Origin of the sequence: Raoultella sp., assembly GCF_039594335.1 — a bacterium.
GTDB lineage: Bacteria > Pseudomonadota > Gammaproteobacteria > Enterobacterales > Enterobacteriaceae > Klebsiella.
In genome coordinates this window covers 1-4,622 of sequence record NZ_JBCNNS010000217.1, presented here as the reverse complement: position 1 = coordinate 4,622, position 4,622 = coordinate 1, and the positions used below count along the sequence as shown (strand labels likewise).

At 55.8% G+C, this 4,622-nt stretch carries 4 protein-coding genes; 1 reads left to right on the top strand and 3 read right to left on the bottom strand.

The window, feature by feature from the left end; translation table 11 throughout:
• Window positions 1-1,070: 1,070 nt before the first annotated feature.
• Entirely contained in the window at window positions 1,071-1,286 is a 216-nt protein-coding gene (locus ACZAHD_RS21705; RefSeq protein WP_462458584.1) for a hypothetical protein, read from the top strand.
• A gap of 131 nt (window positions 1,287-1,417) precedes the next feature.
• Here ACZAHD_RS21705 and fabF read toward each other — a convergent pair whose 3' ends face one another.
• From fabF to ACZAHD_RS21690, 3 genes are all read right to left on the bottom strand, one after another.
• Window positions 1,418-2,692: a beta-ketoacyl-ACP synthase II gene (gene fabF / locus ACZAHD_RS21700; protein ID WP_462458583.1), complete on the bottom strand. Its 1,275-nt coding sequence runs from the start codon at window positions 2,690-2,692 to the stop codon at window positions 1,418-1,420.
• Window positions 2,693-2,711: 19 nt separating this feature from the next.
• Entirely contained in the window at window positions 2,712-4,274 is a 1,563-nt protein-coding gene (locus ACZAHD_RS21695) for a DHA2 family efflux MFS transporter permease subunit (RefSeq protein WP_462458582.1), read from the bottom strand.
• Window positions 4,271-4,622, bottom strand: a 352-nt coding sequence (locus ACZAHD_RS21690; RefSeq protein ID WP_462458581.1) for an HlyD family secretion protein, incomplete at its 5' end; no start/stop codon positions are given. The genes ACZAHD_RS21695 and ACZAHD_RS21690, both read right to left, overlap by 4 nt.

Sequence of the window (4,622 nt, the reverse complement as noted above, 5' to 3'; positions counted from 1 at the left end):
TCCCTTCGCCCGCTCCAATTCTCCTGAACAATCAATAAGTTAGATTATTCAGTCAGTTACGTTGTCCTGCTTTACAAGTACAACTTAAACCACCCATTGTACTACGCCCGCACCTGTCGCGTGTGTGGTCAGTGGTATAAGGGAGCATACCACCACGCTGGCAGTCGTTCCATCGTTCATACTGCGACAGTCCAACATGAACAAAAGATGCCATTACCAGGGCTTTAAACCTCTCCTAAACAGCGGCGCTTACGACAACCTTAGCGCGGGATAAACAGGCGATATGATGGGATTCCTAACCTGTCCGGGAAAGGGACAGGCTCTACCCCGTTTCGTGTATACGATAATGCACACCTGACTCACTGATCGTTACCGCTGAAAATCTGATGATACGCCTGGAGGCGCTGATCGATGGATATACCCATCACGGCGCTAAATGGATGCTATTGACCTGTAAAAAATTAGGTTGTGCAGGAAACGCCGCAAGTTTTCGAAATGAAATCGATCAATGCCTTCTTGCCTGTTTCGATGTTTTCGAATAACTCTGAGTGGTAGATTTCGTCTTTCCCTGTGAAAAAATAGCGGTACTCTGGTTTTACCTCCACCGAGGTCGCCCGCTTCAATGTCTCACGAGAGCATTTAATACGAAATTTCCCGTTATACTTTTGAAGCATATGCACACCGGTTGATGTATTTCCTTTTCTTACCAAACTAATCATGTAGACCTCTTTGCAGTGATTAAATGATTGAGGCTAGTGTTGTTGACACATTCTACTACATAGCAAAGGAGAGCGCATTCCACCCCAATCGTCTTACTTCACGGCTTCCAGCCACGCCAGAAGCTGATGCCAACGCCAAAATTTTTTGTGGCAGCTCAACTTCTGAAAACCCCATATTTATATAGCGATCTCCGCCCCCCTTACTCAAATTTTATTATGTAACGTATTGTTTTATTTCTAATAAAAGTTGACGAGTTCGGTTTTTAAGCGATAGCATCTTACCCAGAAGGTGTTGCCGAGGAGCCGTACAGAAGACAGCGCCAATTTCAGTATTCGAGGGAGAGCGTAAATATGATCGATTTTAACGTTACTTTTTTGGGTGGGGCGCTTGAAGGACAAAACCGTTCCCCTATGAATGAAAAGGAATTGGGTAGATTAGGCTACAGGGTTCAAAATAAAGGGCAGGCTGTTGGTAGCGAACTCGCTGTTTGTATTGCTGTACCTGCTGAGCTATCGGTTGAAGATGGGCATTTGCTGGTACGTAGGTCTTTCGGTAAGCGAAAATAAGACTTTACTCAGAACTGACCCTGACCCGAAATCCTGCGCCATTCAGAAACAGAAATAAACCGTGAGTATCCATCCGCATTTTGCCTTGGTGGAAGTCCCCCTCCGGCCTTTGCCTGAAGGGAACTGAACGATTATTCCCAGCGTTTCAGCAGCAGACTGGCATTGACGCCGCCAAAGCCAAAACCGTTCGACAACGCATAGTGCATCTCCTGCGGGCGAGCCGCAAGCGCCACCAGGTTCAGACCTTCCGCGTCTTCATCGGGGTGATGCAGGTTCAGCGTCGGCGGCACCACCTGGTCACGCAGCGCCTGAACGGTGAAGATGGCCTCAATCCCGCCGGCCGCGCCTAACAGATGGCCGGTGGCTGATTTCGTCGACGTAATGGCGACAGGATGCGTGCCAAACAGGCTTTTAATCGCCGCCAGTTCACCTTTGTCGCCTACCTGAGTCGAGGTGGCGTGGGCGTTGATATGATCAATCTCTTCCGCTGTGATCCCCGCCTGACGAATGGCCATTTCCATGGCCCGACGCGCGCCGTTGCCGTCTTCCGGGCCAGCGGTCAGGTGATAAGCATCTGCGCTGGTGCCATAGCCGACCAGCTCTGCCAGCGGCGTGGCGCCGCGCGCCAGCGCGTGTTCCAGTGACTCAATCACGATAAGCCCGGCGCCTTCGCCCATCACAAAACCATCGCGATCGCGGTCAAAGGGGCGGGAAGCCGCTTCCGGCTGGTCATTGGATGCACTGGAGAGCGCCCTGGCTGCGGCAAATCCGGCAAGGCTAACGCGGTGGATTGCCGCTTCAGCGCCGCCGCAGAGGGCGATATCGGCCTCGCCGCTGCGGATCATCCGAGCGGCATCGCCAATGGCCTGTGCGCCTGCCGCGCAGGCGGTTACCGGCGCGCCGATTGGGCCACGGAAACCATGGGCGATAGACACATGCCCGGCGGCCAGGTTGGCAAGAAAAGAGGGGATGGTAAACGGCGACAGGCGGCGCGGCCCGCGTTCATCTGTCGTCTGTACCGCCTGGGCGATCTCGCTGAACCCGCCGATCCCGGTGGCGATGACCGTAGCGGTGCGATCTTGTTCTGCCGCTGATGCCGGTAACCACCCGGCGTGCGTCAGTGCCTCACGTGCGGCAACCAGCGCAAACTCGATAAAGCGATCCATCTTTTTGCGCTCCTTGGCCGGGATGGTCGCCAGCGGATCGAAGCCGTGCAGCGGATCCTGTTCGATGGACGGAACCTGCCCGGCCACTTTGCTGGGAATATCTTCAACCATCTGCTCGCTAAGCTTGGTAATACCTGACTTCCCTGCCAGCAGCGATTGCCATACGTGCTGTACGCCGCAGCCCAGAGGACTGACGATCCCCATTCCGGTCACGACAATGCGTTTAGCGGAAACGCCCATAATCAACTCTCCTGTAATATCAGTGTGGCTGCGGCTTTTTCATTAATGGAACCAGCAGCGCGGCCATCAAAAAACCGATCATGATGAGATAGAAAGCATCGGAAAACGCCTGTGTTCGCGCCTCTCGCAGCGTCAGAGCAGAAAGATTCTTCAGCGCCGCCGTATGAGCAGCATCTGGCGAGAGCCCCTGAGCGATAAGGTTTGCTGCGCTGCGCTGAACAAAATCGCTCATTGCCAGGTTGGTGTTATTCAGATGATCCGCCAGGCGGCTGTAATGCAAATTAGTCCTGTTGTTAAGCACCGTACCGCACAGGGCGATGCCGATGGCGCCGCCGAGATTGCGCATTAAATTAAACAACCCGGAGGCCAGCTTAAGGCGCGCGGGAGGCAGGCTGCCCAGCGTCAGGGTCACGGTAGGCGCAACGGCAAACTGCTGGGCCAGCCCGCGAAAAGCCTGTGGCAGCAGCAGTTGGTCGGCACCCCAGTCGTGGGTTATCGGCACAAAGCTGTACATCGAAACCGCAAAGCCCAATAGCCCGGCCATCAGCAGCCAGCGCAGGTCGACGCGGTTGGCGAGCCACGAATAAAACGGGATCGCCATTATCTGGAACAGGCCGGTGGAAAATACGGCCATGCCGATCTCCAGCGCGCTGAAGCCGCGCACGCTACCGAGGTACAACGGGGTTAAATAGATGGTGGCGAAGATGCCGATGCCGGCCATAAATGAGAAATAGCAGCCGAGGCTGAAAGTTCGGTCCCGCAGAGCCAGAAGATCCATAACCGGTTGCGGATGGCGCAGGGTGCGGATAATAAAGGCTATGCCGCACAGCAGGGCGATCCAACCGGTCGTCGCCAGGATGGTGTCGTCAAACCATCCCCAGCGCGGGCCTTCTTCCAGGGTATATTCCAGACAGCCGAGAGACGCCGCCAGAAGCAGGATACTAAAGTAGTCCGCGCCGCGCAGCAGCGAGGGGTCGGCGGTATCCACTTTCACCAGCAGCGGGACGGCAACCGCGATGTAAATCCCTGGAACGACATTGATAAAGAATAGCCAGTGCCAGTTGAAGTTTTCAGTGATCCAGCCGCCCACCGTCGGGCCAAGCGTGGGAGCCAGAGAAGCCAGGCCGCCGATCGTCGCGGCGGCAATGACCCGCTGTTTGCCCTGAAAAAAGGCGAAGGCGGTGGTGAAAACCAGCGGGATCATCGACCCGCCCGCCAGTCCCTGCAGGGCGCGGAAGACGATCATACTCTGGATGTTCCACGCCCAGCCGCACAGCAGACTCATCAGCGTAAAGCCCGCCGCGGAAGCGGCAAACAGCCAGCGCGTCGACATGACCCGTGCCAGCCAGCCGGAAAGCGGGATAATAATGATCTCGGCGATCAGGTAGCTGGTTTGCACCCAGACGGTTTCATCGTCGCCCGCCGAGAGGCCGCCACCAATATCTCGCAGCGAGGCGGACACGATCTGGATATCGATCAGCGCGATAAACATCCCCACGCACATGCTGGCGAAGGCGAAGATCTTTTTCGCCATCGGCATTGACAGAACCGGTGAAGCAGGCAGCGCTTGAACGGTGCTCATCGTTGGCTCTTTTCGTTCACGGTGACGCTCACCGATAGCCCCGGGCGCAGTATGCCAAGTTTTGCGTCTTCTCCTTCCAGCGCAATGCACACCGGCACACGCTGAACGATTTTAGTAAAATTCCCCGTCGCGTTCTCCGCAGGAAGAATACTGAAGCGTGAGCCGGTCGCTGGCGCAAGGCTGGCGACATAGCCCTTAAAGGTGCGGTTTGGCAGCACGTCGGCGACGATGGTCACCGGTTGGCCAGCACGCATATGCGCCAACTGGTTTTCCTTGAAGTTGGCGTCAATCCACAGGCCGTGCGCGGGAACCAGGGAAAGTAGCTGCGTGCCGCCGCTGATGAATGAA

Bases quoted from the DNA above. Each gene is read 5' to 3' on its own strand.
- ACZAHD_RS21705 (WP_462458584.1), top strand. From the start codon at position 1,071: ATGATCGATTTTAACGTTACTTTTTTGGGTGGGGCGCTTGAAGGACAA.
- fabF (WP_462458583.1), bottom strand. From the start codon at position 2,692: ATGGGCGTTTCCGCTAAACGCATTGTCGTGACCGGAATGGGGATCGTC.
- ACZAHD_RS21695 (WP_462458582.1), bottom strand. From the start codon at position 4,274: ATGAGCACCGTTCAAGCGCTGCCTGCTTCACCGGTTCTGTCAATGCCG.